At 34.2% G+C, this 26,478-nt stretch carries 25 protein-coding genes and 1 tRNA gene; 2 read left to right on the top strand and 24 right to left on the bottom strand.

Annotated elements, in window-relative coordinates:
- Window positions 1-153: 153 nt before the first annotated feature.
- The 3 genes from AC1RPV_RS01615 to AC1RPV_RS01605 are packed head-to-tail and all read right to left on the bottom strand — an operon-like array spanning window position 154 to window position 2,921.
- A complete protein-coding gene (locus AC1RPV_RS01615) occupies window positions 154-1,089 on the bottom strand; it encodes a pyridoxamine 5'-phosphate oxidase family protein (RefSeq protein ID WP_481761100.1) in 936 nt (311 codons plus the stop codon).
- Window positions 1,079-1,606 carry a hypothetical protein gene (locus AC1RPV_RS01610; protein WP_481761099.1) on the bottom strand — a complete coding sequence of 176 codons (528 nt, stop codon included), beginning with the start codon at window positions 1,604-1,606 and terminating at the stop codon, window positions 1,079-1,081. Before AC1RPV_RS01610 ends, AC1RPV_RS01615 begins: the two co-directional genes overlap by 11 nt.
- Window positions 1,593-2,921: a glycosyltransferase family 2 protein gene (locus AC1RPV_RS01605; RefSeq protein ID WP_409021868.1), complete on the bottom strand. Its 1,329-nt coding sequence runs from the start codon at window positions 2,919-2,921 to the stop codon at window positions 1,593-1,595. The genes AC1RPV_RS01610 and AC1RPV_RS01605 overlap by 14 nt, the downstream gene beginning before the upstream one ends.
- Before the next feature lie 283 nt (window positions 2,922-3,204).
- Between AC1RPV_RS01605 and AC1RPV_RS01600 the strand changes: the two genes are divergently transcribed.
- On the top strand, window positions 3,205-4,542 hold the full coding sequence (locus AC1RPV_RS01600) for a dihydrolipoyl dehydrogenase family protein (protein WP_481761098.1): 1,338 nt from the start codon (window positions 3,205-3,207) through the stop codon (window positions 4,540-4,542).
- A 278-nt stretch (window positions 4,543-4,820) separates the two neighbouring features.
- On the opposite strand, the gene AC1RPV_RS01595 is transcribed toward AC1RPV_RS01600, so the two are convergent.
- From AC1RPV_RS01595 to yycF, 8 genes are all read right to left on the bottom strand, one after another.
- Window positions 4,821-6,290, bottom strand: a complete 1,470-nt coding sequence (locus tag AC1RPV_RS01595) for an MFS transporter (protein ID WP_409021866.1) — start codon at window positions 6,288-6,290, stop codon at window positions 4,821-4,823.
- A 136-nt stretch (window positions 6,291-6,426) separates the two neighbouring features.
- Window positions 6,427-6,906: a 23S rRNA (pseudouridine(1915)-N(3))-methyltransferase RlmH gene (gene rlmH / locus AC1RPV_RS01590; RefSeq protein ID WP_481761097.1), complete on the bottom strand. Its 480-nt coding sequence runs from the start codon at window positions 6,904-6,906 to the stop codon at window positions 6,427-6,429.
- Window positions 6,907-7,315: 409 nt separating this feature from the next.
- Entirely contained in the window at window positions 7,316-8,608 is a 1,293-nt protein-coding gene (locus AC1RPV_RS01585; protein ID WP_481761096.1) for a S1C family serine protease, read from the bottom strand.
- A gap of 111 nt (window positions 8,609-8,719) precedes the next feature.
- The gene (locus AC1RPV_RS01580) at window positions 8,720-9,529 is read right to left on the bottom strand and encodes an MBL fold metallo-hydrolase (RefSeq protein WP_481761095.1); all 810 of its coding nucleotides are present in this window, start codon (window positions 9,527-9,529) and stop codon (window positions 8,720-8,722) included.
- A 34-nt stretch (window positions 9,530-9,563) separates the two neighbouring features.
- Window positions 9,564-10,385, bottom strand: a complete 822-nt coding sequence (locus tag AC1RPV_RS01575; RefSeq protein WP_481761094.1) for a two-component system regulatory protein YycI — start codon at window positions 10,383-10,385, stop codon at window positions 9,564-9,566.
- 13 nt (window positions 10,386-10,398) lie between these two features.
- Complete coding sequence (locus AC1RPV_RS01570; RefSeq protein WP_481761093.1) at window positions 10,399-11,718, bottom strand: YycH family regulatory protein; 1,320 nt, start codon at window positions 11,716-11,718, stop codon at window positions 10,399-10,401.
- Entirely contained in the window at window positions 11,705-13,558 is a 1,854-nt protein-coding gene (gene walK / locus AC1RPV_RS01565) for a cell wall metabolism sensor histidine kinase WalK (protein ID WP_481761148.1), read from the bottom strand. The genes AC1RPV_RS01570 and walK overlap by 14 nt, the downstream gene beginning before the upstream one ends.
- A gap of 21 nt (window positions 13,559-13,579) precedes the next feature.
- Window positions 13,580-14,290, bottom strand: coding sequence for a response regulator YycF (gene yycF, locus AC1RPV_RS01560; RefSeq protein WP_409021860.1), 711 nt, complete (start codon window positions 14,288-14,290; stop codon window positions 13,580-13,582).
- Between the two features lie 196 nt (window positions 14,291-14,486).
- Between yycF and AC1RPV_RS01555 the strand changes: the two genes are divergently transcribed.
- Window positions 14,487-14,559: transfer RNA gene (locus tag AC1RPV_RS01555), tRNA-Lys, on the top strand.
- A gap of 165 nt (window positions 14,560-14,724) precedes the next feature.
- Here the strand turns inward: AC1RPV_RS01555 and AC1RPV_RS01550 are convergent.
- The 13 genes from AC1RPV_RS01550 to gyrA form a co-directional block, all read right to left on the bottom strand.
- The gene (locus AC1RPV_RS01550; RefSeq protein ID WP_481761092.1) at window positions 14,725-15,243 is read right to left on the bottom strand and encodes an Asp23/Gls24 family envelope stress response protein; all 519 of its coding nucleotides are present in this window, start codon (window positions 15,241-15,243) and stop codon (window positions 14,725-14,727) included.
- A gap of 30 nt (window positions 15,244-15,273) precedes the next feature.
- The gene (locus tag AC1RPV_RS01545) at window positions 15,274-15,474 is read right to left on the bottom strand and encodes a DUF2273 domain-containing protein (RefSeq protein WP_409021858.1); all 201 of its coding nucleotides are present in this window, start codon (window positions 15,472-15,474) and stop codon (window positions 15,274-15,276) included.
- A 16-nt stretch (window positions 15,475-15,490) separates the two neighbouring features.
- Window positions 15,491-16,045 (bottom strand): alkaline shock response membrane anchor protein AmaP, encoded by a 555-nt coding sequence (amaP, locus tag AC1RPV_RS01540; RefSeq protein WP_481761091.1) that lies wholly within the window; start codon window positions 16,043-16,045, stop codon window positions 15,491-15,493.
- Between the two features lie 25 nt (window positions 16,046-16,070).
- Window positions 16,071-16,316 carry a GlsB/YeaQ/YmgE family stress response membrane protein gene (locus AC1RPV_RS01535; protein ID WP_409021856.1) on the bottom strand — a complete coding sequence of 82 codons (246 nt, stop codon included), beginning with the start codon at window positions 16,314-16,316 and terminating at the stop codon, window positions 16,071-16,073.
- Window positions 16,317-16,702: 386 nt separating this feature from the next.
- Window positions 16,703-16,912 (bottom strand): CsbD family protein, encoded by a 210-nt coding sequence (locus AC1RPV_RS01530; RefSeq protein WP_409022828.1) that lies wholly within the window; start codon window positions 16,910-16,912, stop codon window positions 16,703-16,705.
- Between the two features lie 214 nt (window positions 16,913-17,126).
- Window positions 17,127-18,413, bottom strand: coding sequence for an adenylosuccinate synthase (locus AC1RPV_RS01525; protein WP_481761090.1), 1,287 nt, complete (start codon window positions 18,411-18,413; stop codon window positions 17,127-17,129).
- Window positions 18,414-18,595: 182 nt separating this feature from the next.
- The gene (dnaB, locus tag AC1RPV_RS01520) at window positions 18,596-19,987 is read right to left on the bottom strand and encodes a replicative DNA helicase (protein WP_481761089.1); all 1,392 of its coding nucleotides are present in this window, start codon (window positions 19,985-19,987) and stop codon (window positions 18,596-18,598) included.
- Window positions 19,988-20,070: 83 nt separating this feature from the next.
- Window positions 20,071-20,526 (bottom strand): 50S ribosomal protein L9, encoded by a 456-nt coding sequence (gene rplI / locus AC1RPV_RS01515; protein ID WP_481761088.1) that lies wholly within the window; start codon window positions 20,524-20,526, stop codon window positions 20,071-20,073.
- Between the two features lie 6 nt (window positions 20,527-20,532).
- A complete protein-coding gene (locus AC1RPV_RS01510; protein WP_481761087.1) occupies window positions 20,533-22,545 on the bottom strand; it encodes a DHH family phosphoesterase in 2,013 nt (670 codons plus the stop codon).
- 124 nt (window positions 22,546-22,669) lie between these two features.
- Entirely contained in the window at window positions 22,670-22,924 is a 255-nt protein-coding gene (gene rpsR / locus AC1RPV_RS01505) for a 30S ribosomal protein S18 (RefSeq protein ID WP_057974148.1), read from the bottom strand.
- A gap of 18 nt (window positions 22,925-22,942) precedes the next feature.
- Window positions 22,943-23,470: a single-stranded DNA-binding protein gene (gene ssb / locus AC1RPV_RS01500; RefSeq protein WP_409021851.1), complete on the bottom strand. Its 528-nt coding sequence runs from the start codon at window positions 23,468-23,470 to the stop codon at window positions 22,943-22,945.
- A gap of 37 nt (window positions 23,471-23,507) precedes the next feature.
- Window positions 23,508-23,801 (bottom strand): 30S ribosomal protein S6, encoded by a 294-nt coding sequence (gene rpsF, locus AC1RPV_RS01495; RefSeq protein WP_409021850.1) that lies wholly within the window; start codon window positions 23,799-23,801, stop codon window positions 23,508-23,510.
- Window positions 23,802-23,998: 197 nt separating this feature from the next.
- On the bottom strand, window positions 23,999-26,449 hold the full coding sequence (gene gyrA, locus AC1RPV_RS01490) for a DNA gyrase subunit A (protein WP_481761147.1): 2,451 nt from the start codon (window positions 26,447-26,449) through the stop codon (window positions 23,999-24,001).
- Between the last annotated feature and the right edge of the window lie 29 nt (window positions 26,450-26,478).

Here is a 26,478-nt window from a genome sequence, read left to right as displayed (position 1 = left end):
CCCTTAGTGACAGTTAATCTATTAATAATTCGTCTGTAATTTATGTGTCAAAATATAGAGATAAATACGTTGAAAATCAAGTAAAAAGTTTATTTTTTTAATTGATTTATTAAAAAAAGGTATTATCAGCAATGAATATTGCTAATAATACCTTTAAAATTTCACTTGATCGTGCTGTGTCCAAGTATCTAATCGAGCACTTTTGATCACTATTTCATAAATAATCTCATTTTCTATATCTTCTTCCAGTAATCCATCCATAAATCCTGGCACCTGTGCCCGATACAACTCTGCTAGATCTTCTAATTTATATTTTGACCTCTTAACACTTAACCTATTACTAGCAATAGTCATCCCTGTACTCGTTGGAATTGTATTAATAGCTGCTTTACCTAAATCCAATTCAGCAATTTTAGGCGTTTCCGGAGCTGAACCAAAATACCAAACATTTGATTTATCAGGTGAAACAATAAATCGCATCTGACGACTCGATGGCATCCCATCTGCAGTAGCAGTACTCAGGACCATTTGATTTGTTTCACCAATAAATCGTCTAAATTTATCTAACACATTATGTTCTTCCACTTCTGAAGGTGCCCCTTCATCAATAAATGCTAATACCTCATCAACTGTTTTTAACTTAGACTCATTTTGTAGGTAATACAATATTTGTGGGATATACGGTGAAATATCCCGATCTTTATAATAAAACTGTAACCATCTTTTTGAAGCAAGCAGTGGGCCCGCGTACGTTACTCTTAGTTTAGTTTTATACCAACTAATTAAATGTTTTAATGGCCAGTGTTTGAGCATTATTTGCCAAAAGTATGACGTAAATAGAAATAGAATTGCCGCTACCAGTACATTAACTTCTATAATACTGACAACTGACAACATTTTGAATGGCTCAAATGTCATATAAAGTCCTAATAGGATTCCGGTTGATAAAACCGTTAAAAACGTAACTAATCTTCGCTTAAATAATCTTAATTTATGTAACATCAAGCCCGAAATGTCACGTCTTTTCTTCATATTTCTTTCTCGTACAACCATCTCATCTAATAATCTTTTATCCTCTTTAGAAATCATCTTCATCCTCATCTCCAAAGTAATCAAATTGTTGCCTTAATTCAAATGTCCCAATATCGGCATAATCTTGTATGATAATTTTATTTTGACCCTCTCTATGATCTCGTGGCCCATATTTTAAATAGTACATTTCTTCAGCTAAGTCAGTGTGTTTCTTTAATAATTTTGAATCATAACTTTCTATATCATTTTTTAGACGATTATTCGAAAGAATTAAATTATAAATATGCAAAATTAAAAAGAACGCAATAAAAAACAAATAGTATTGTAGGAATGTATTTATAATCGTATCAAAAAGCTCAGTAAATAGTGTTTGATCAATTGGGATTGCCTTATCTTTAAATAAAATCAAGATAACCGTGATACTGATTGGTACTAAGCACGCAATCCAGCCAATTGTTATTAATACTAATTGTCTTAGTTTGAGACTTACATTTTTTTGACCAAAAAACCAATCAATCGTCAATGCGTCTTCATCTACTTCGTTCACAATATAGTCAGGCTTATTTTTTGTCATCATCGTCGCCTCCTAAATCTGTTGTAATACTATCCGAACGTTCAGGTGAATGCCATACGCCACCATCTTCACCCGTAATAATTTTACGCACTGTCGGAATTAACTCAGCTACCATTGTATACGTATTTACCATCCAGTAAATGAGGATATACCACGGCGCAAAAATAACGTATTTTAAAGATTTACCACTATCATTGAAAAATGACGCCATGATTAACTGAATCAAACCAATAATGACCTCTATTGAAATAAATATGCAGGCGAGCGCTAAGTTATTGCTCAACTGTAACCAATCACCATTTACAATACAGATAATTTGAATTGCTAAAAATGCAATCATACTTAACCAATAAAAGACTGACCAAATAACACTTAATCCATAATCAATAATAATAGGTACACTTGAAAATTGTTTAATCGGATGACGTAGAACGCGTAACGTCTTCGTTAGAAGTACATAAACGCCACCAGATGACCATCTATGTCTTTGTTTAATTAGTTCACCTAGCTTTTCAGGTACATCCATAAAGAAGCGAATATGCGGCGCAAAATAAGCCACCCAACCTAATGCCTGCATGTCCCAGGCAATTGCGATATCTTCTGTTGGCTGTTCAGCTTCCCAACCACCAACATCTAAAACGGCTGCTTTTCGATACATTGTATTTGCACCTGAGAAAGCAAATAAACCGCCATAAGATAATTGCGATCTCTTAATTAAGCCAATGATTGAATTTAATTCATTCTGTTGTGCTTCTGCTACAATTGTTGTTTTATTAATTGGTAACATATTCCCAGTGACAGCGCCTAAATTCTTGCCACCTTTTCTTTCAAAATATGACATATATTTCCATAAGGCATCAACTTCTGGTTTTGAATCCGCATCATTGGATAAAATAAATTCGCCTTTAGCAAATGCCAATGCAATATTGAATCCAGCTGCTTTTCCACGATTATTAATAATTGTGATCGTTCTTAAACGTGATTTGAACTCCTCTTGTAGCGTCTCCAAAATCTCACCGGTTTTATCTGTGGAACCATCATTAATTACAATAACTTCATATTTATCTAGAGGATAATTTAACTTAGTCTCTAGATGTCGAATTGTTGCTTCTATTGATTGTTCCTCATTATGAGCAGGTACAAAAATAGAAATGAATGGTTCTCCCTTCTCTAAATATTTAGGGAGCTCCTTCTTCTCCATAAATATTCTATAATAAAGGCTCGATACAATAAAGGCTAGGCCTCCAACGATTGGATACGATACAATCGTGTAAATGAGTACCTTCGTAATATCGTTTAGTACTGTTGCTGTCATATAATGACCCCCAAATAATTGTAGTTAAATAAATAGCTAAAATCCTTTACATACATTGACTTAACGCCCTTTTTAAACTATAACCTCTGTGATTTTAATAATCAAATAAAATATTCTAATACTGGATTACTTTGTCTGTCACTATTTTAAAAATTTAAAAGCTATGCTTTCTTTTTAAAAATGTTTCACATGAAACATTTTTAAGCGATTATTTTTAATTAATTTTCAATTTTATGCTAGTATCAGTATAATTATTAAATATTTATTATGGGGGATATTAATTATGAAACAATCACACTACGATACAATTATTATTGGTGCTGGACCTGGTGGTCTTTCTACTGCTTTTGATTTAAGTAAAAAGCAATCTGTTCTCATTATTGAAAATGATCTTTGGGGTGGTACTTGTCCTAATCGAGGTTGTGACCCAAAAAAAATGCTTTATTCTGCTGTTGAAACTAAACAACGCCAAGAAGCAATGCAAGGCTTCGGACTAACTGGCAGTTCTATCATTGATTGGCCTAAATTAATGGCTTTTAAATCAGCTTATACGGATAAAGTTCCAGCCAATACCCTAGCAGGTTTATCTGCAGCAAATATTAAAACTGTTCACGGATCTGCTAAGTTTATTTCAAAGTCAGAAATTAACGTTAATACTGAAACTTACACTGCCGATAATTTTGTAATTGCGACCGGTCAGTCACCTGTAGTCCCTGATATTCCAGGCAGTCATTTACTAAAAACAAGTACCGATTTTTTATCACTTGAAGAATTACCAGATAAAATAGCTTTTATTGGCGCTGGCTATGTTTCAATTGAGCTTGCTAATATAGCTGCTATTGCTGGCTCAGAAGTTCATATTATTCAACATAATAGTCAAATATTACGTGGATTTCCAATTGAATATACAACCCGTCTCATTGAGAATTTGAAAACTAATGGTGTCCATTTTCACTTTGACACTAATATTACAGAAATAACAGAAGGTCCTTTAGGCTTCCAGATGTTAGACGATAAGGGATTATCTTTAACTGTTGATTTGGCAATTTCAGCTATGGGCCGTCAACCTAACGTTAATACATTAAACCTACCTGCTACAGGTGCTGAATCAGATTCACATGGTATTATTGTGGATTCTCACTTAAAAACGAAAAATGATCGAATTTATGCCATTGGAGATATTGTTTCACGCAAACAACCTAAGTTAACACCTGTTTCAACATTTGAAGGTCATTACGTTGCAGACCAACTACTTAAAAAATCGAATAGTCCAATTGCTTACCCACCAATTCCAATGACTGTCTATGCCAGCCCACAACTATCTCAAGTTGGCATTACGATTGAACAAGCTAAAAATGAACCTGAACATTATGACATTAGAGTACAAGAGACAACTAACTGGTATTCCTTTAATCGAATTAAAGAATCTGAAGCATCTGTGACAACTATCTTTGATAAATCATCCAACTTACTTGTTGGTGCTGTCGCATACACCACAATTGCGGAAGAACTTATCAATTATCTAACACCATTAATTGCTAACAAAACATCAAAAACAGATGTTACTAAACTTATCTTAGCTTATCCGACTCCAGCAAGTGACCTAACCTATTATCTATAAAAAATACGATTAAAAAGGTATCTGCCTTTTTGTAAAAATCCCGCCATGATTATCAGATGAAATATATAATTTCATTCGACAATCATGGCGGGATTTTTTTGCCTAGAGTTAAGTACAGTGCATTTGATAAATTGACATTAATCAAGGAATTTACACTGGGAATCTATTAATAACTTTACAAGCAGATAAATCAATATACCCCATTAAATTTTATATAATTTCATCAGTCAACTCGATACGACTTAGTACATAGTACATTCTCTCAGAGATTCTATTTTTTAACTTAGTTGTTTTCTAGATTGAGCCTGAATCCATAAATTAAATAGTAAAACGATAATCAATAATATTGTCGCGATTACCATAATATTATGCAACCCTTCATACATAATCTGTCGCATTGCTGGTAATAATTTTTCAGGAAGACTTGAAACACGCTTCGAATCACTTAGCTTGTTTAACATCTCCATCGTAATTTTACCATGAGACTGATTAACTCCTTTTAACAACGCACTGTTAAGGATAACCCCATAAATTGATGACATAAATGTTTGGCTTAAAATACGTAATAAGTAGGCAAATGAAGTTGCGATTGGGACATCTCGACCCTCCGCATCCTCTTGAACACTCAGTTGTAGGACATTAAAACACATTCCTAAACCGAACCCTTCAAAAGCACCCATTAGTAATAAATACCAGAATGGGACTGTCACACCTACAACTAACATCCCAGCAAACGAAATAATAAAGCTAATGGTTCCGATTGTAATAATCCGGTATTTCCCCAATCGAGGAATCATTGATGGACCGGACAACGAACCAAATAAATTAGTCATTGCACCAGGAATTTGTGTTGCCCCACCAATCAATGCACTCATTCCAAGTATTCCTTGTGCCCACATTGGAATATAGATGTTAAATGAGATAAATGCTCCCCATAAAAAGGCAAATATGATAAAATCAACAATCAGTTTCTTATTTTTAAATAATCGATTGGGAATAATCGGATCAACGGCCCTATCCTCAACTCTATACAAAATACCGAGTAAGATAATTCCAGCAATAATTAACCCAACGACTAAATTAATTGACCCAACACCAATCATTTGAATACCTGTTAATAAGGTCACTAAGCTGACAATCATCATTCCAGCACCCAAGTAATCGATATTCCCCTTTTGACGTTTTTTAACTTCTTCTTTGAAGAAAAATTGGATTGAAATAATTGATATTAATGCTATTGGTACATTGATATAGAAGACCCAATGCCAACTAAACGTATCAACGATCCAGCCACCAACTAAAGGTCCAATAATTGATGCAATACTGTAACTAGCTGTTGCATAACCAATAACTTGTGAGCGTTTCTTAATATTTTTATAAATATCAGCATAAATAATAAACGGAATTGTATTCATCCCACCTGCACCAATACCCATAACTACTCTAGCAACTAAGAAAAAGACAATATTACTTGATGTTGCTTGAAAAACCGCACCGATTGCAAATAAAAAAGTTGCTAACTGATATGCACCACGGTTACCAATTCGTTCGCCTAATTTACTCCAAAGAGGTGTGGCAACTGCCATCCCCAACAAGAAAACTGCAACAATCCATCCCATATATTGGATACCATGCAAATCACTGACGATTGATGGTAATGCAGTATTAATAATCGTTCCATCAAGACCTGCCATTGCGTTAGATAACAGCAATGCAATAGTCACGATGATTAAATTCTTTTTATTCATAAATTCTCCCTCTTATACGACTAAATTTAAAATTACTTATTTTTATCATCCACCTTTAAGCAAGCTCTAGGTCAAGGGAAAATATGAAAATCTACTGATATCCTAAAATTACGTTACTTAAAGTATTGAAAGGTCCTTATTTATGATAGGGGCTCCCTGCATTAATCATAAATCCACGGTAAACTTGTTCAGTCAAAATCATCCGCATTAATTGATGCGGTAAGGTAAATTTACCAAACGAGATTTGTGTGTCGGCGCGTCTTAAAACGTCCTCGCTTAGTCCTAATGACCCCCCAATAACGAAGGTTATGTCTGAATGCCCATAAGTTCCAAGATCAGCAATCTCTTTAGCAAAATCTTCCGACGTACGTTCCTTACCTAAAATGGCTAAAGCATAAACATACTCTTTTTCTTTAATCTTACTAAGGATACGTTCGCCCTCTTTACCTTTAACATCAATCATTTCTGCTGAACTTAATTTTTCCGGTGCCTTTTCATCATTTACTTCAATAATTTCAAATTTACAAAACTTACTTAACCGTTTTGCATACTCTTCAATTCCTTGTTTGAGATATTTTTCTTTTAATTTACCTACACCAATAATCTTAATGTTCATAATTTCCACCTTTTTCACAAGTTATACACAAAGTTACGCACATATCCACAATTTGGACCACAACATATTGCGGGGAATATGTGTTCGTCACTACATTTATTTGTTGCCCATTTGTCAACACCATATTAGTTATGCACAGATTTTGCGTTATTTATCATTCCTTAATTATACGCTTTACACATTGGTATAACAGTCTTTTTTTATTTTAAAATATCAAATAAATAAAAGTTAGTCACAGGCCATTCAATTAATTGTGCATAACTATTTTGTTTAGAAAGTCCCTTCATACTGCCCTTTCCCTCTGTTACTCACACCCACCTTAATATCTATCCACTTAGTTATACACAATATCTATTTAAAATAAAAAAATAATCGTAAATTAAGTTATTTACGATTATTTCATATTTGTTTATTGAGCTGATGATGCTGATTTACTTGTTGAGCTTGTTCCTGTATTTGCATCTGTTGCTTCTAAGGTTAATTTGATATTAGCCTGTTTCAACTTACCATCATGATAGAATTCAACAGCCACTGTATCACCAATTTTATGTTCATATAAAACTTCTCGTAAGCTTGAGATATCAGTAACTTTCTTATCACCTAGCTTAACGATAACATCATATTTACCTATACCAGCATTTTTAGCAGGTGAATCACTATTTATTTTAACAGCAACAATCCCTGAAGAAACACTTTTTGGTAATTTTAAGACACTCTTTTGATCACTTGCTGAGACGTAATCTAAATCGATTAATGAAATACCAATTGCAGGACGTTTAACTTTTCCATTATCAACTAATTGATTAATGATTGATACAACCTCATTACTTGGAATAGCAAATCCCATTCCTTCGACAGAAGTTGATGATGAACTAGAACTAGTAGAGCCTGTTGCTGTACTTGCTAGTTTCATCGAATTAATACCGATAACTTGGCCAGAAGTATTAATTAAAGCCCCACCTGAGTTTCCAGGATTAATGGCAGCGTCAGTTTGAATAACTGTTGCTTGGCCCGTTTTAACACCCGAATCATTGGTAACATCAATCGTACGTTTCTTAGCTGATATGATTCCTTGCGTTAATGATGTCGCATAATCAGATCCAAGTGGAGAACCGATAGCCAATGCTGTTTCACCAACAGTGATACTATCAGAATCACCAAATGTGGCGATTTGAGTCACATCTTTAGCTGATATTTTTAAAACAGCTAAATCAGTAATTGAATCTTTACCAACAATTTTGGCACTTAATTTTTTACCATTACTCAATAAAACTTCAACTTTACTTGCACCAGAGATAACATGATTATTAGTTACGACATAAGCACTACCATCTGATTTTTTATAAATGACACCAGAACCTTCACTTGATGCTGTTTCTGTTGTCGCAGAGGAATCGCCTGCTGCACCAAACATATCCGTTAAGCTGTTACTTGAACCACTTGACTTTGTATATGAAATAACTGAAACAACCGCATTTTTAACTTTAGCAAATGCTTTTGATGATTCATTACTTGATTTAACACTTACATTTGTTACTTTAGTTGTACCTGATTTATTTGAGGATGTTGTAACTGCGCCATTATCACTATCATTATTTTGGTAAAATGTATATCCACCAAATGCAATTCCGCCACCAACTAATCCTGCAATAAGCGCTGTAACAACTGTTTTACCTAAGCCTGTTCTATTTTCATTTGACATTTTTATATACGCGACACATTTGTCGCTGCCCCCTTAAACGTAATCTTTTACTCTTTTAAGAATAACGGTTAATTGTGAACTATTTATGAATAAATTTTGAAAAAATTGTTCTTATAAAACAACCAGCTTTGTAGCATTTTCCGGATCTGTATCGAAAATGTTAAAATCACCACCAACTGCTAAATCATGTTCTTTCATCGTTGATTCAACCGTTAGATGGGCTAATTCTTTCATATTATTATCCTTACTAAGATGGCCTAAAAAAATTCGTTTTGTCCGATTACCCATAACATTCATAAGTGCATCAGCACCATCCTCATTTGATAAATGACCTTTATCACCTAAAATGCGCTGTTTTAATGACCATGGATAGCCGCCCATCCGTAACATTTCAATATCATGGTTACACTCAAACAAGTAAGCATCTGCATCGGAAATTGTCCCTTGAACGTTCTCTGAGACATAACCTGTATCCGTTAAAATAACAAATGACTTATTGTTATGATGAAATTGGTAGAATTGCGGTGCCGCTGCATCATGAGAGACACCAAAACTCTCAACATCTAAGTCGTCGAATGTAATTACTTTCCCCATCTCAAAAATTTGCTTCTTCTCAACGGGAATTTTACCAATCGTATGAGCCATGGCTTCCCATGTTAATTCATTTGCATAAACGTTCATGTCATACTTACGGGCTAAAATACCAGCAGCCTTTGCATGATCCGTATGTTCATGTGTTACAAATAACGTGTCGACATCGTTAATATCTCGACCAATATCTGTCATTAGGCTCGCAATTTTTTTACCACTTAAACCAGCATCTACAAGGACCTTGTGCTTAGGCGTTTCAATATACGTGACATTTCCCGCACTACCGCTTGCAAGAACACTAATCTTCATATCGTCTGTTCCTTCATCCATTACTTGCCTGCGCCTCTATCCTTTTAATCTTCATTTAATTTAAAATATCAGTGCTATCCTTCATAATCGCTCCTGAAAATGAATTAACTTGCTTGTATTGTGTCACACCATTACTTGGATTCTTAACAGCTACTATCCAAACTGGAATATAGACGCTATATTTTTTATCCAAACTGAGCAACTCAGCATATCCTAACTTAGACCATTTAACCTTACTTTTACTTGCAAATTGATTATATTGATACAATATCAGTATTGCTTGTTGTTGACTAATAATTGACTCATTTTCACGTAATTTTTCTGTATTTGCCATATACGTTTGTGAATAGCCACTAATTTTATTATTTTGAATTGTAAATTTAATTAGTCCAACATTTGAGTAAACCATTTTATCGTAAACAACCTGCGAATACACGACACTTGTCTCTGTTGAAAGACTACTGTTATAGCGATAATTATCTCCATGTAGAATTAAAGTATTATCACTCATAATTGTCTTATCAATTGTTTTATTTGGACTTTCACTATCTGTGATATTAATTGGTGTCCCAAAAATACTAGATAATTTATTGTCTTTATATGTTGTAACTTGGGATTGCAGCTGTTTAGCATCATTCTTTAATACATCAGATGCTTTATTAGACATATATACACCAGTCTCTTTTTTATTTGAGATACTGCCGTATTTAATGTCATCTTCTCGCATCTCTTTAAGCGTTGTACCGGTTTTTGTTGTCCCAGGTGATGATCGACTCGAAATTTCAATTTGTTGATTTTGTCGTAATGAGGTGAATAAAAAGATATTTAAACCAAGAAAAACAATAATAAAAATAATTTGAATTCGTCTAAAATCCAATTAATTCACCTCCCTAATCTGTTTGTAGTAATTCAGTATAACTTTTCCATTTATCTTGATATCGGATATACCAAGTGGGTTCTAGGTTGACTACCAAATCTGAATCAGAACTTGATACCCAACGATAACCTAATTGAATATCTGAAATATCCGCATCTTTATACCCTGCCGTAACCAAGCTACTTAACACTTCTTCTGTACTTGGTAACGTAACATCTGCTTTTCCAGATGGAACAGCAATTTGTAACGTCAATAATGAAAAATCAATTTTATTTCCACCATTATCTAGTCGCTCAACTTCAATCACACCGTGTTTGGTTTGATTAAAAATCGGAAATCCTTCAATATAACTTCTGAATGTTGTTGTCATAGACTTACCATTAAATTGGTAGAAGTGAATATTATCTAATCCGATACCTGTATTTTTAATACTCGTATAACTTTCAGTTAAAGCATTACCACGACTCGTTTTTTGTTTCGCATCTGAATTTTCATCATCTTCATATGAAACCAAATTTGTCGTATTTTGAACCGTTAATTGTCGATCAGAACCATCATAGTAAGTTATTGTCTTTTTACTTTCTTTAACGTTGACCGATGAACCATCTTTTTGTCCTAATAGATTAGCAACATACTTACTAGCCGTTTGCTTATCCACTAAATACCTAAAACGAGCTATATTAAAATCTTGATTATAATACATAAAAATATCATTATTATGCAGTTTAAATGTAACTGATAATTTCGATAACGTTTCATTTTGTACAACATCATCAATTGTTTTACCTTTATTATAGGCATCATTTAACGAAATCTCATAAATTTTTTTATCCTTGTCACTCAACAGATAAATACTTTTCTTATTATCACGCGGAATAAGAACACGGTTAATAAGTCGTGTTTTATAATTTTGATTTTGCTGATTAAATACTTGATTAAATAACCCAACCGTAATTTCATCTGAGTAACTAAGAACCAATTGATTTTTTGCATTTAAAAACGTTAAATAATCATTTTTATTTTTAATCGGAACTTCTGATATAGACGTTTCTTTCCAAGTACGTATCTTTTTTTGAATATTTGAAATGATATTAATTTTTTCACTATATAAAACATTTTGTTGCTGATTATCATTATAAATAACAGACGTTGGTGCATATACTTCGCTCAATTTAGTACTCTTTGTTAACTCTGTCTGCGTTGAATTTGTAGCTTTCGTCGATTCACTTTTACCATTCCATGTCGGATTTGTCCAAATGACCCATGATAAACCGATACTTGTCATAATTAATAAAAATAATAGTGTTGGTAAAATAAATCTATTCAATTTCATCCCACAGGTCCTCCTCATATGATTCATAAGGCAATGAAATATAGAATGTTGAACCCTTGCCTTCCGAGCTATCTAACCAAATTTTACCTTTATGCATTTCGACAACCTCTTTTGAGATAGCTAGGCCTAATCCAGTTCCACCTTGAGCTCTCGATCTAGCTTTATCCACACGGAAAAAGCGATCAAAAATATGCGCTAAATCTTTTTTAGGTACACCAAGGCCCTCATCAGAGATACTCAAAATAACGTGCTTATGTGTCTCCAATAAACGACAAGTTATTTCTCCACCATCAGGTGAATATTTAATGGCATTATTCATAATATTATCAATGACTTGCACAATTTTATCAGTATCTAATTCAACCCATAAATCACGTTTAGTAAAATCACGTTTAATCGAATACTTTTTGCCTGACCCATCGTCAGCATTAATCATCATATCGAATCTATCCAGAACATAACTATACAGTTCATTCAAGTTAACTAATTCAAGTTCTAACTTAGATGTTCCTGAATCCATTCGTGACAAATTTAGTAAGTCATTAATCATACGCATCATACGTTCTGTTTCATTCTGTGTAACTTTCAAGAAACCTGGTGCAACTTCTGGATCTTTCCATGCACCATCGTTTAATGCCTCAATATAACTCTTCATACTCGTCAAAGGCGTTCTTAATTCATGAGAAACATTAGAAACAAAGCTTTCACGTTCACGTTCTATCTTTTGTTGTTCTGTGACATCATGAAGTACACAGACAAGACCACTAATAAAGCCAGATTCTCTTTGTATTAATGAAAAATAAGCATTCAAAATTTGTTCATGTTCTACATCAGATAAATCAATCATAATTTCATCTTGATTTTCTAACAAATCACGTAAAGTATACTGACTACGTAAATCAAGAATATCCAAAATTGATACTCCTATTGAGTCATTTTCATTTTGATCTAATAAGGTAGAGGCCGCTTCATTCATAATGATAATATTTCCGCGACGATCCGTCGCAATTACACCATCTGTCATGTGCGATAGAACACTATCTAAACGACGACGTTCAGCTTCAGATGATTCTTGTGCCTCTTCAACACGAACAGATAAGTTATTAACCGCATCTGCTAATTGTCCTAGTTCATCATTAGAATAGACACGAACTTTTCCGGAGTAATCTCCGCGAGAAATTCGAATCGTTTGCTTTTTCATCTCATCAATCGGACGAGTTATTGCCCGGGAAATAACTATCGTTATCAAAAGGACTAAAACAGCTGCAAAAAATGACGCGGTCACGAAAATAACCGTGATATCGTTAATATTTGAGTATAAGCTTTCCAGATTGGCCTTAACGTATGTAACCCCAACTGTCGTTGTTACATTTCCTGCTGTACTAACTAGTGGCACAATTGAAACATAGTAGCGCTTATCGCTAGATTCATCATAAATCTTCTTTTCAAATGTTTTAGGTGTATATAACACTTGCTTAATTGTTGCATCTGTCGTTTTTTGTCCCACAACAGTTTGATTATTAAAATCACTACTCCCGCGAATTGTGCCCTTACTATCAATCACTCGAATTTCTGTGATACTTGAATTACTAACATCTTCCAATATTTTTTTGATATCTCTATCACCAGCAGCTGTATCTGTTTTTGCTAAATCCTTCGTAATCGAATTAGTAACATATATAGGTAACTGGACTTGTTGCTTAAAGGTATCTAAGTTTTGCTGTTCTAATTGCCTAACAAAATAAGCCCCGACAATTTCCAACGTTATTAAAATTAATAACGCAAAAATGAGGGCTATTTTAAATTGAATAGATTTAAAAAAACGAATTTTTTGATTCATTTTCATCGTTATTCCCCTACTCTATTCTAAATCTGGATTTTTCATATAGTATCCAACACCACGACGTGTTACCAACCACTCTGGATGGCTTGGATTATCTTCAACTTTTTCTCTTAAACGACGCATTGTAACATCAACCGTTCTGACATCACCGAAGTAATCATAACCCCATACCGTCTGTAGTAAATGTTCTCTAGTCATAACTTGTCCTAGATGTTGTGCTAAATAATGTAATAATTCAAATTCACGATGTGTTAATTCAATTTTTTCATCATATTTTGAAACCATATATGCTTCAGGATGAATGGTTAATTGTCCAACTTGTATTTCACTATTTTGTGGTTGTTCTTCTGTTTGAACACTCTCAATTGTTTTTTGTCTTCTTAAATTAGCTTTAACTCTGGCCACTAGTTCACGGTTAGAGAAAGGTTTTGTTACATAATCATCTGCACCTAATTCTAGACCTAAGACCTTATCGATTTCTCCATCTTTAGCTGTAACCATAATGATTGGCATATCGTAAGTTTTTCTAACTTGACGAGCAACTTCTAAACCATCCACTTTTGGTAACATTAAATCTAATAAAATTAAATCCGGTTCAACTTCTTTAACTTTTTCTAAGGCTTCTTCACCATCGTAAGCTGTATAAACGTCGTATCCTTCTTTAGTTAAATTAAATTTAACGATATCAGAAATTGGTTTTTCATCGTCGACAACTAATATTTTTTTCATATGTGGATCCTCCTTATAGGAAGCTGTAAAATTAAATCTAGATACAACTTCTTAACCCTCCATTATTATAGCCTATTCAATCATCATTGCCAAACACAGTGATTAAATTTACCCAAATCCTTTTTCGAAAAGTTATTGTCTTTTATTAGTATATATGATAATATATTTAACGTTGATGAATTATTATTAATGGTTTGGGTGGTTAGCTCAGTTGGTAGAGCAACGGACTCTTAATCCGTGGGTCTAGGGTTCGAGCCCCTAACCACCCATGGGTGCCAAACCCAACATATCGCAAGATATGTTGAAGCATCTAGCTGCGGCTAGGTGCTTTTTTTGTGTTCTCATTTACTTATTGATGTTTCACGTGAAACAAAAAAAGAGAAACCCTATCGGATTTCTCTTAACTAGATTTAAATCTTATTATTTGTTCAACGCTATTTAACCCGGTCATCATCTTTATTTACTACCTGAGAGGTCGTTTTTTTAACGGCATCTACCCCATCTGTTGTTTTTTCTTTAATAGTACTACCTGCATCAGATACACGATCTTGTAAACTTGTTTGTGAATCATCAAATTCTTTTGGTGTTTGAATGTCTACTACTTCAACATTCAACTCAATTAAAGCTAAATCTGTTGTTTCCTTTACTTGTTTATTAATAACTTCCGTTAACTGTTTATAAATATCATGTGCATTGTGCCCATATGCCATAATAATATTTAAATCAACCGCAACTTGTTCCTTGCCAACCTCAACGCCGATGCCATCTGTTGGATTATCACTATTTACAAGTTTATTTTTAATATTTGCGACAAATCCACCATCCACACCCAAGAGACCAGATACATTTTCAATTGCATAACCGACTATTTTTTGAATAACCTTGTCATCAAATGTCAATGTCCCCTTTGGTTCAGTCTTTGTTCCCTGCGTATTTGTTTTTTCTGTAGTCATAATTAAGACTCCTTTCGATTTTTAAAATAATCAATTTTTCCGCGTGAAAATTTTTGAAATAAATGACAGATCAATATCATATTCTTTAAATAGATAACCAATCCATCCTGCTAACAGTGTCACAATCATAATGATAATCGTCTTCCAAAATCCTACAGTTACAAGTAACGAGGATATGATAAATCCTAGAGCACTACCAACTCCAATATTAATTGACATTTTATCTTTCATTTATGCACACTCCCTCTTAAACTACCCGTGTAACTTTACGTTTTGAATTTGATTTTTTACTTACCTTAATATCTACTTTGATAGGAATATGACTAGATCCAGCTAATAGATCATTGAGATTCTCAGTTAATTCACTCGTAATACGAGGTAATTGTCCAACTGTAGACTGTTGGTAAACTGAATCTGCAACAATATGGATCTTTCGCTGACGTCGTGTATTCTTCAACGTAACTTTAATATTAGATAAGTCTTCACTAGACAACTTTGTCTTGATAAATTGGCTAATACCCTGGTTACTTAAAGCAAGTCTTCCTTCTTTAGTTTGCTTCAAAGGAATATCTGGTAGTTGCGCAGGCCACAAAAGTATTAACAAAAATATGAAGACTGTTAATAGCAATAACACAATCCCATAATAGAAGATAAAATCGTTACTCTGAAAATTTGTACTAACGTTAAAATGTTCAAGCATTTTAGTTATTTTCTCAATTATTTCTGGCCAAATCAGCAAGCTAAGCCCAATCAAGTATCCGAGGCTGACTATACTCAGAATAATTTTTTTACTCTTCTTCATAAACATACCTCTCTCTTGACTTGATTTACTTCCTTGCTTTTATACCAAATATAGCTGAAACAATTAAAACTAAAATTATCGCACCAATGATAGAAGGGATAATTGCCATTCCTGCCAAGCTAGGTCCCCAATGACCAAGGACACTTTGACCAAGAGCTGACCCAACTAGTCCAGCGATGATGTTACTTATCCATCCCATCGACTCACCGCGATTAGTAATCGCCCCTGCAACAGCACCAATAATAGCACCTACAATTAATGACCAAATCATAATATGTTCCTCCTTTGTTTATATTAAATAGTTATTTATTATATTAACTATTCGTTATATGTAATATACCATTATTTGAAATCGCTTGCAAATGAAACGATTTTATTACGCTCAATCTATGAAACTTAATGAATCTCTTTCCCAGGTACTTAAACTTATATACACCAAAAAATAAAGATAAATAACTATCTTTGTTTTCCTCGTTGCTTAATTAATCACATAAAGTTAAACAAAATAAGATCTATGAATATCTGAGTGAATAAGATGAACTGATAGGTACTATACTCACAAGATAAGCCTATTATTTATCTAACTTCGGCTAATAAAAAGAAATAAAAAAAACTCGCACTGCTTATTGTAAGCAGTGCGAGAACCCAATGAAATTACTATTTCTTTTTACGTTTGTCCATAACTTCATCTATTTTTTCTGCAACATCATCTTTGACATCTTCTAATTTATCTTTCGCTTTACCAAGGAAACCTTCCGCTTTACCTTTAACTTCTTCTTGCTTGTCTCCTGTCAATTTACCTTTAGTTTCTGTTACTTTACCCTTAATTTGATCTTTCTTTGCATCTAATCTATCTTCATTTGTCATCATGTTTCCTCCTCATAATATATTTGTCTACATACCGATAGTAACATCCAAAGAAAGCGTATGCAACATATTCGACTTATCAAATATATAAGTTATATAAATTTTTAAGCTCTAATTAATTAAGGTTATTTATCTACTTAGTTATTGATTAAATAAAAAAAAATCAAAGTATTAACTTTGACTTTTCTCACATTACTATCAACCTATTACTTATTTATGCCCAAACATCATCTAAAACATTTGTTTGATCACGATCGGGTCCAACTGAGAATGTTGAAATTTTAACATCAACGATTTCTTCAATACGTCTAATATAATTTCTAGCATTTTCAGGTAATTCTGCAAGAGTTTTCATTTGAGTAATATCTTCAGTCCAACCAGGTAATGTTTCATATACTGGTTTACATTGAGATAATTCTTTAAAACTAGCTGGATAACGATGAATAATTTCACCATTTAATTCGTATGCTGTACAAATTTTAACTTCTTTTAATCCAGTTAAAACATCAATACTGTTTAAACATAAGTTAGTCAATCCTGAAACACGTTTGGAATGATTCATAACAACACTATCAAACCAGCCAATACGACGTGGACGTTTTGTTGTTACACCATATTCATGTCCAACTTCACGGATAGTATCACCGATTTCATCTAATAGTTCAGTTGGAAAAGGACCATCCCCTACACGTGATGTATAGGCTTTGCAGACACCAACAACTGTATTTATTTGAGCAGGTCCAACACCAACACCGACTGTTGCGCCACCTGCAATTGGATTTGAAGAAGTTACAAATGGGTACGTTCCATGATCAATATCTAACATAACACCTTGTGCACCTTCAAATAAGACTTTCTTACCAGAATCTAGTGCATCATTAATAATAACTGACGTGTCCATTACGTATCGTTTCAAACGTTGGCCATAGGCAAAATATTCTTCAAAAATATCATCAAATTCAAGTGGTTCATGATCATATAATTTTGTAAATTCACGATTTTTTTGTTCTAAATTATTTTTTAATTTTGCTGAGAAAGTTTCTTTTTCCATTAAATCAGCAATTCTAATACCAATTCTAGCAGCTTTATCCATATAAGCTGGTCCAATACCTTTATTAGTCGTCCCAATCTTATCTTCTTTTTTAGCAGCTTCTTGTAAGCCATCAAGTAGAATATGGTATGGCAAAATAACATGAGCGCGGTCAGAAATACGTAAATTATCTCCTTTAACGCCGAGTTTTTGTAGATAATCAAGTTCTTCACATAAAGCTTTAGGATTCACAACAACCCCATTACCAATGATACTTAATTTATCTTGAAAGAAAATACCTGATGGAATCAAATGTAATTTGTAAGTGTTGCCTTCAAATACAATTGTGTGTCCGGCGTTATCGCCACCTTGATACCGTGCAATAACATCGGCATTTTGACTTAAGAAATCTGTAATTTTACCTTTTCCTTCATCGCCCCATTGGCTACCTACTACAACTACTGATGACATATTTTCATCCACCTCATAATTTATATTTTAAATTCATAAATACAATCCTAGAATATTATAGCAATAAAGCAGTTCAAATACAACTAAAATACGAACGTTTGTATTTTATATAAACATTTATCAACTATATAACGAACGTTTCTCTTTTTATTCAAAAAAAATATCCCACTAAGGAATATTTTCTAGCCTTCTGGTCTATAGGCAAGTGACGAGAATTTATTATATGATTTAACAAATAATAATTTAACTGTACCTCGTTCGCCACCACGGTTTTTTTCAATAATAACTTCAACTTCACCAACATTTTGGTCATCTTCATCCCTTGGATCAGGTAGATTCCCGTCTTCATCTTCATCAGTATCGCGTTCATAATAATCATCTCGATACAAAAATGCAACAATATCTGCATCTTGTTCAATAGAACCAGATTCACGAATATCTGATAACACTGGTCGTTTATCTTGGCGTTGTTCAACACCACGGGATAATTGAGACAATGCAATAACTGGAACACTTAATTCTTTCGCTAATTTCTTCATTTGACGAGAAATTTCTGAGACTTCTTGTTGTCGACTTTCGCGTCCTGAACCTTCAATCAACTGTAAATAATCAACAACGATTAACCCTAGTCCACCTTTTTCCTTCGCTAATCGACGGCATTTTGCCCGAATTTCAGCCATCTTTGACCCAGCAGTGTCATCAATAAAGATATTAGCCTTTGATAATGAATTCATTGCCACAATCAAATTTGACCATTCTGATTCGTCTAATTGTCCCGTTCGTAAGTGATTCGCATTAATACTACCTTCAGCACATAACATACGACTAACTAATGATTCTGCTGACATTTCTAAACTAAAAATAGCGACAGTTTCATCAGTTTTAGTTGCTACGTTTTGAGCAATATTCAACGCAAAAGCTGTTTTACCAACAGCCGGACGAGCAGCTAAAATGATTAACTCATCTGGATGTAACCCGGCAGTCATTTTATCCAACTCTGGATAACCTGTCGACAATCCAGTAATTGTATCGCCTTCTTTAGCTAACTTTTCAATATTTGTAAATGTACTTTTTAATACATCAGCGATAGCTTGAAAACCACTACTATTTCTTTTTTCAGATACGCTCATAATTTCACGTTCAGCATTATCTAAAAGCGTTGCAACATCATCATCTTGTGATAAACCCTTAGTTGCAATAGATGTCGCTGTCGCAATTAAGCGTCGAATCATTGATTTTTCTTCAACAATTTTAGCATAATACTGAACGTTCGCAGCCGTTGGTACAGAGCCAGCTAATTCAACAATATAGCTAACACCGCCAATATCATCCATTTGATTTTTAGAAGTTAAATTATCTTGAATCGTAACAATATCAATAGCTTCATCTTTATCATTCAGATCCACCATAGCCGCAAATATCAATTGATGGCGACGTTGATAGAAGTCTTCGGGCTCCAAGTATTCCATTGCCTCAACAAGAGCATCACTCTTTAAAAAGACAGCGCCCAAAACGGCTTGTTCCGCTTCAATATTCTGTGGTGGCGTTTGGTCTGTTAATAGTTCATTATTCATTTTATCGTGTTCTCCTTACTTCTAAAATCAAGAAAAAAGCTGGACAAAATCAAATTTTGCCAGCTTTTCAAATAAATACTACTTTAGTTATTAGCCGAAACATGAACACGAATCATTGCTGTTACATCAACATGTAACTTAACAGGTACATTCGTGAATCCTAAGGCACGAATTGGTTCTGGTAGTTCAACTTTACGTTTGTCGATTTTAATTCCGTATTGTTTTTCCATAGCTTGTACAATTTGCTTGCTAGGAATTGAGCCAAATAAACGGCCATCTTCGCCCGCTTTAGCTGTTAATTCAACAACTGTCTTATCATCTTCTAAAACGATTTTTTCATCTTTAGCTTCTTTTAAAATTTCTTCAGCTTTTTTTTCTTCAGCTTTTTGTTGTCCCTTTAAAGAACTCATTGCTGAATTTGTAGCTAATTTTGCTTTACCATTTTTAATTAAAAAATTTTGAGCATAGCCGCTTGGTACTTCTTTAATTTCTCCACGTTTACCTTTTCCGCGAACATCTTCTAAAAATATAACTTTCATAATCAACTACTCCTTAATTTCATCTTTTTTTGTCGTTAAAATATTAACTAATTGTTCTGCAGCTTCACTTACACTCACACCAGTTAACTGAGTCGCAGCATTTGATAAGTGACCGCCGCCGCCCATTTGTTCCATAACAACTTGAACATTAGTCGTCCCTGTACTTCTAGCAGAGATACTAACACGATTTTCTGATCGTTTTGTGACAACAAATGACGCTGATACACTTGAAATAGATAATAATGAATCTGCTGCCTGTGCTGCTGTAACTGGGTCATAAATCGTATCATCTTCACCCACACATAATGCTAAATCAGTATTAATGAACTCTACTTTATCAATTAAATGATTACGCTTCAAGTAACTATCAACATTTTCTTTCATAAAGTTTTGAACCATTGTTGAATCAGCCCCAACGGACCTTAAATAACTGGCTGCATCAAATGTTCGTGTACCCGTCCTTAATGAAAACGACTTCGTATCAATAATAATTCCCGTTAACATCGCAGTTGCTTCAATTTTATTAATTGGTTCACTATCTTTTGATTGATATTCAAACATTTCAGTAATCAGTTCACAGGTTGATGATGCATAAGGTTCAATATAAACTAACATTGGATTTTCAGGGAATTCTTCTCCACGACGATGATGATCAATAACCATCAGACGATTTTTAAGTTTTTCATACAATTCAGGACTACCAGAAATAGAGGGTTTAGAATGATCAACCATCACCAGTAAACTCTGTTCTGTTGCTTTTTCTACTGCTTCTTCAGGTGTAATAATATTATATTTGATATCAGGATATTGATCTAACTCTTCCATCAATCGTTGTACATCTGAATGAATAGCGGTTTGATCTAAAACAATCCAACATTTCATATTATTCATCAAAGCGATTCGTCTAATGCCCAAACAAGCTCCTACAGAGTCCATATCTGGGCTCTGATGTCCCATAACGAAGACTTGGTCCATTGGTTTCATTATTTCTTGTAACGCTTGAGAAATCATTCTAGCACGAACCCGAGTCCGTTTTTCCATCGGATTAGTTTTACCACCATAAAATCTTGCTTGCTCTTCAGGTGATTTAACGACAACTTGATCCCCACCTCGACCTAAAGCAAGATCTAAATTGCTTTGAGCTAATTTTGCAAGTGAATTCAAATCGCCATCGCCATAGGCAATTCCCATGCTCAATGTGAGCGGAAAGTTTTGTTTGGATGTCCGATCGCGAATTCGATCTAAAATTTTAAATTTTTCTTCTTCAATTTGTTGTAAAGAATGGGCATGAACTAAAATAAAAAATCGATCTGAATCCGTTCTTTTTAAATACATCCCATAACGACGCGCCCAATTAGATAACTCATTTGTGACAAAGTTACTTAAATTAGAAACATTCTTATCTGACATAGATTGCGTTACTTCATCATAATTATCTAAGAACACTTGACCGATAACAACGCGCTCTGCTTCAAATTCTTTTTCAATTGATGAATAACGCGTAATATCCATCAGGTAAGCAACATGAATATCATTTTGTATGATCATTTCAAAATCTTTTTCATGCCATGTTACTTTCACCAAGCCTTTAGTCTCAGCGTTATCTGTAATAATCGTCGATAACGATTCATCGACGCTCTCTATTTTCTTACCTAAAATATCATTTTTTTCAAAATAAGGTTGTAAGTATGGATTAACCCACTCAATCTCATTTTGTTCGTTAAAAATCAAAATACCAATTGGCATTTTGATAAGCGCTTCTTGTTCACTACGTTTAATACGATATGATAATTCCGATATATATTCATTAGTATTTGCCGTAATTTGGGACATAATATACATACTTGCGCTGGTAGCACCCAACGCAATAATTAACAATATAAGTCCTAAAAATAAATTAACTGTAAAAGACAGAACAACACTAAATAAAGACATAATTACGATAAAAATCGCAATCCATCTTAAGCGTTCATTCTTCAAAAAACTGGGAAGTTTCTCGTTTGAAAGGAACTTTTTCATAGTATCTCCTCATCTGTAAATCCTAGATGTTATCTATTTTATCACATTCCCCATTTACCTGCACAAATCTTGCTGATAGTACAAAAAAAGGGAAGACTATTTGCATAGTCTTCCCTAGATATTACTATTCTTCTGAAACGAATGGTAATAAGCCCATAATACGTGAGCGTTTAATTGCAATTGTTAAACTGCGTTGGTTTTTAGCGCTTGTTCCCGTAACACGACGAGGTAAAATCTTACCACGTTCTGAAATGAAACGTTTTAACAAGTCTGTATCTTTATAATCGATATAATCGATGTGGTTAGCTGCGATGAAGTCAACTTTACGTCGACGACGTGCGCCACCGCCACCACCTCTACGTTGTTGTTGTTGTGCCATGTGAGTTTCCTCCTCTAATTAGAATGGTAGGTCGTCATCAGAAATATCAATTTGTTGGCCATTATTTGCAAATGGATCAACTGTTGCTGAATCATTAGATTGCGTTGTGTTTGAATTATTATTCGAACTTGCGCCACCAAATGGGTTAGCATTGTTATTTGATGATGAACTTGATTGAGGAGCGCTGCTTTGATTATTAGCGTTACCTTGTTGTTGGCTTGATTGAGATTTTGATTCAAGCAACGAAAAGTTTTCTACGACAACTTCAGTAACATACACGCGAGTTCCTTGTTGATTATCATATGAACGCGTTTGAATTCGTCCATCGACACCAATTAAAGAACCTTTATGCGTAAAGTTAGCGAAGTTCTCGGCTGCTTTTCGCCAGATAACACAGTTAATAAAATCGGCTTCACGTTCGCCAGAAGCGTTCGTGAATTGTCGATTAACTGCAACTGTAAAAGTTGCAACTGCAGCACCACTAGCTGTGTAGCGTAAATCAGGGTCTCTTGTTAAACGTCCGACAAGTACTGTTCTATTAATCATAATGTATTGCTCCTCTCCGTTATTTTATTAAAATGAATTATTTTTCATCTCTGTTAATGATCATATGACGCAAGATTCCTTCATTAATCTTTGAAAGACGATCAAATTCGTTAATTGCGATATCGTCATCGGCTGTAGCATTAATGATATGGTAGATACCTTCATTATAACCGCTGATTTCGTATGCAAGACGACGTTTTGACCAGTCTTTTGAAGTAACGATTTCTGCACCATTACTTGTTAAAATACCATCGAAACGTTCGATCAAAGCTGCTTTAGCTGCTTCATCAAGATCGGTACGGATGATATAAGTAATTTCATATTTACTCATGACTGTTTACACCTCCTTATGGACTTTAGGTCCTTACCTCGTGGCAAGAACAAGGAAAGTTATCTATTTAATGCCATAGACACTTACGAACTAAAATTATATCACTGCCATTCACTTAAAGCAAGAAAATCCTAATTAACTACACACTTATTAAGTACGCCGTTAATTAGGATTTTATTTTATTTTTTTAATTTAGTTTATTCTAAGTCATTTGTTTCACTTTCAACGTCTGATACAACTGCATCTAAAATAGTAGTTGTTTCTTCAGGAGTAGCTTCAACTTTTGCCATTGTTGCAACTTTAGCATTCTCATCAATTCGAATTAAATGAACTCCTAAAGTAGCACGGCCCGTTTTTGACACGTTCTTCACATTAAAGCGAATCATAACACCTTGATCCGTAATTAACATGATATCTTCATCACCTTGAACGGTTGCTAACCCAGCAATTGGTCCATTCTTTTCAGAAATGTTAGCTGTCTTAATTCCTTTTCCACCACGGCCTTTAATTGCATAAGCCGAAGCGGGTGTTTGCTTACCGTATCCTTTTTCAGAAATGATAAATACGTGACTATCAGCAGCTAATAAATCAGCTCCTACAACGTAATCATCTTCTCTTAACCGAATACCACGAACACCAGAAGCAGAACGACCCATTGAACGAACATCATTTTCAGCAAATGATACTGCGTAACCTCGATGCGTTCCAATAATCATATTCTGCGTGCCATCTGTGATAGCAACGTTAATTAATTCATCTTCATCATGCAATTTAATCGCTTTTAAACCATTATTTCGTATGTTAGAAAATTCTGACACCGGTGTTCTCTTAACTGTTCCGTTAAGCGTCGTAAAGAAAAGATAACGTTCATCATTTTCTTGCTTGCTTACGTTGATAACAGCTTGGATTTTCTCACCAGAATTAACCCCTAAAAGATTAATGACAGGAATTCCTTTAGCTGTGCGTCCATATTCAGGAATTTCATACCCCTTCATACGGTACACTTTACCAGCATTCGTGAAGAATAGTAGGGTATCATGCGTTGATGTCGACACAAGATGTTCAATAAAGTCATCATCATGAACACCCATACCTTGAACGCCACGGCCACCACGGTTTTGTGCTTTGAATTCATCAGTTGCAAGACGTTTTACATAACCGTTATGCGTTAATGTAATCATAACTTCTTCTTCTTCAATCAAATCTTCATCTTCAAGATTCAATACTTCGCCAATTAATAATTCAGTACGACGTTCATCACCAAATTTAGCTTGTAAATCTAACAATTCTTGATAAATAATATCATGAATACGTGAGTCATGAGCCAAAATATCTTCAAAATCAGCGATTGATGCCATTAAATTTTGATATTCTTCTTCAATTTTTTCACGTTCTAAACCAGTTAAACGAACTAATCGCATATCTAAAATAGCTTGAGCTTGTTTATCTGATAAACCATAATTACCCATCAATTGATTTTTAGCAAGTTCACCCGTATTTGAGCTACGGATAATTCTAATAATTTCATCAATATGATCGAGTGCAATTCTTAAACCTTCAAGGATATGTGCGCGAGCACGTGCCTTTTTCAATTCAAATTGCGTACGACGACGGATAACTTTTTCTTGATGTTCAAGGTAATAAACAAGCATTTCCTTTAAACTTAGAACTTTTGGAATACCATTAACGATTGCTAGCATATTAAAACTGAAAGATGTTTGTAATAACGTTAATTTATAAAGGTTATTCAACACAACTGAAGCACTCATATCACGACGAATATCGATCACAATTCGTAATCCTTCACGATCAGACTCATCATTAATATCAGTGATACCTTCAATTTTTTTATCACGAGCTAAATCAGCAATACGTTCAATTAAACGTGCTTTATTAACCATGTAAGGAAGTTCATCAACGATAATACGTTCTTTACCATTCTTTTGTTCTTCAATTTCAACTTTTGAACGAATTGTTATTGTTCCCTTACCTGTTTCGTAAGCTTTACGAATACCAGATTTACCTAGAACAGTAGCCCCAGTTGGAAAATCAGGACCAGGGATAGCCTCCATCAAATCAGCCACAGTTGCATCAGGATTATCCATCAAAATATGTAATCCAGAAATAACTTCTGACAAATTATGTGGCGGAATATTCGTTGTCATACCAACGGCAATACCTGTTGCACCATTAACTAATAAGTTAGGAAAACGCGCAGGTAAAACAACTGGTTCATGTTCACTGCCATCGTAATTATCCATGAAATCAATGGTATCTTTATTGATATCACGCATCATTTCAACAGCTATTTTACTCATTCTAGCTTCAGTATAACGCATAGCAGCAGCGCCATCACCATCGACAGAACCAAAGTTACCATGCCCATCAACTAACATGTAACGGTAACTAAAGTCTTGGGCCATACGAACCATCGCTTCATAAATCGATGAATCACCATGAGGATGGTACTTACCCATAACATCCCCAACAATTCTAGCTGATTTTTTGTATGGTTTATCAGGCGTAATCCCTAATTCACTCATCCCGTATAAAATACGACGATGGACAGGTTTCAACCCATCTCGAACATCAGGAAGTGCACGAGCAACAATAACGCTCATAGCATAATCCAAGAATGATTTTTTCATTTCTCCGGAAAGATTAACATCTTTTATCC

It is taken from the genome of Dellaglioa sp. CoH-55-MRSF-9, assembly GCF_056782155.1.
The sequence above is the reverse complement of the archived record's forward strand: the minus strand, read 5'-3'. Positions and strand labels throughout refer to the sequence as shown.

Coding starts and splice junctions, on each gene's coding strand:
- AC1RPV_RS01615 (WP_481761100.1), bottom strand. CDS start 1,089: ATGATTTCTAAAGAGGATAAAAGATTATTAGATGAGATGGTTGTACGA.
- AC1RPV_RS01610 (WP_481761099.1), bottom strand. CDS start 1,606: ATGACAAAAAATAAGCCTGACTATATTGTGAACGAAGTAGATGAAGAC.
- AC1RPV_RS01605 (WP_409021868.1), bottom strand. CDS start 2,921: ATGACAGCAACAGTACTAAACGATATTACGAAGGTACTCATTTACACG.
- AC1RPV_RS01600 (WP_481761098.1), top strand. CDS start 3,205: ATGAAACAATCACACTACGATACAATTATTATTGGTGCTGGACCTGGT.
- AC1RPV_RS01595 (WP_409021866.1), bottom strand. CDS start 6,290: ATGAATAAAAAGAATTTAATCATCGTGACTATTGCATTGCTGTTATCT.
- rlmH (WP_481761097.1), bottom strand. CDS start 6,906: ATGAACATTAAGATTATTGGTGTAGGTAAATTAAAAGAAAAATATCTC.
- AC1RPV_RS01585 (WP_481761096.1), bottom strand. CDS start 8,608: ATGTCAAATGAAAATAGAACAGGCTTAGGTAAAACAGTTGTTACAGCG.
- AC1RPV_RS01580 (WP_481761095.1), bottom strand. CDS start 9,529: ATGGATGAAGGAACAGACGATATGAAGATTAGTGTTCTTGCAAGCGGT.
- AC1RPV_RS01570 (WP_481761093.1), bottom strand. CDS start 11,718: ATGAAATTGAATAGATTTATTTTACCAACACTATTATTTTTATTAATT.
- walK (WP_481761148.1), bottom strand. CDS start 13,558: ATGAATCAAAAAATTCGTTTTTTTAAATCTATTCAATTTAAAATAGCC.
- yycF (WP_409021860.1), bottom strand. CDS start 14,290: ATGAAAAAAATATTAGTTGTCGACGATGAAAAACCAATTTCTGATATC.
- AC1RPV_RS01550 (WP_481761092.1), bottom strand. CDS start 15,243: ATGACTACAGAAAAAACAAATACGCAGGGAACAAAGACTGAACCAAAG.
- AC1RPV_RS01545 (WP_409021858.1), bottom strand. CDS start 15,474: ATGAAAGATAAAATGTCAATTAATATTGGAGTTGGTAGTGCTCTAGGA.
- amaP (WP_481761091.1), bottom strand. CDS start 16,045: ATGAAGAAGAGTAAAAAAATTATTCTGAGTATAGTCAGCCTCGGATAC.
- AC1RPV_RS01535 (WP_409021856.1), bottom strand. CDS start 16,316: ATGATTTGGTCATTAATTGTAGGTGCTATTATTGGTGCTGTTGCAGGG.
- AC1RPV_RS01530 (WP_409022828.1), bottom strand. CDS start 16,912: ATGACAAATGAAGATAGATTAGATGCAAAGAAAGATCAAATTAAGGGT.
- AC1RPV_RS01525 (WP_481761090.1), bottom strand. CDS start 18,413: ATGTCATCAGTAGTTGTAGTAGGTAGCCAATGGGGCGATGAAGGAAAA.
- dnaB (WP_481761089.1), bottom strand. CDS start 19,987: ATGAATAATGAACTATTAACAGACCAAACGCCACCACAGAATATTGAA.
- rplI (WP_481761088.1), bottom strand. CDS start 20,526: ATGAAAGTTATATTTTTAGAAGATGTTCGCGGAAAAGGTAAACGTGGA.
- AC1RPV_RS01510 (WP_481761087.1), bottom strand. CDS start 22,545: ATGAAAAAGTTCCTTTCAAACGAGAAACTTCCCAGTTTTTTGAAGAAT.
- rpsR (WP_057974148.1), bottom strand. CDS start 22,924: ATGGCACAACAACAACAACGTAGAGGTGGTGGCGGTGGCGCACGTCGT.
- ssb (WP_409021851.1), bottom strand. CDS start 23,470: ATGATTAATAGAACAGTACTTGTCGGACGTTTAACAAGAGACCCTGAT.
- rpsF (WP_409021850.1), bottom strand. CDS start 23,801: ATGAGTAAATATGAAATTACTTATATCATCCGTACCGATCTTGATGAA.
- gyrA (WP_481761147.1), bottom strand. CDS start 26,449: ATGAAAAAATCATTCTTGGATTATGCTATGAGCGTTATTGTTGCTCGT.